This window comes from Vogesella perlucida (genome assembly GCF_979366545.1).
On sequence record NZ_CEETRO010000045.1, the window covers coordinates 1 to 415 of the forward strand.

The window sequence follows — 415 nt, forward strand, 5'->3', positions numbered from 1 at the left end:
ATGCGTTTTTATCTCTTCCAAAAAATGAACATTTAACCGATCAGCAATGGGAAGAGATAGCAAAAGACTATTTGAAAGAAATGAATATTGATATAGAAAAGCATCAATATATTTGTGTTCGTCATAACGATACAGATAAAGAACATATCCATATTGTAGCTAATCGTGTTGGCCTTGATGGTTCTGTATGGCTCGGTCAGCACTCAGCATTTAACACAATAGCAGCTTGTGAACGTTTAGAAGTAAAACACGGCTTAACTATTACACAAAGTCTTAAAGGACAAAAATCAGACGTATCAGCACCAACCAAGAACGAGATCGAGCAAGCCTTGAGGACAGGTGAGAAACCAGCCCGTATCGTGCTACAGAACGCATTGCAGGCTGCTATGGTAGGAAAACCAGATCTGCAGACGTT

The 415-nt window shown here is 39.5% G+C and carries 1 protein-coding gene; it reads left to right on the forward strand.

Annotated elements, in window-relative coordinates; all coding sequences use genetic code 11:
* Positions 1–415: relaxase/mobilization nuclease domain-containing protein (locus ACZ9XP_RS17830; protein ID WP_465188953.1), on the forward strand; the 415-nt coding region annotated here is incomplete at both ends.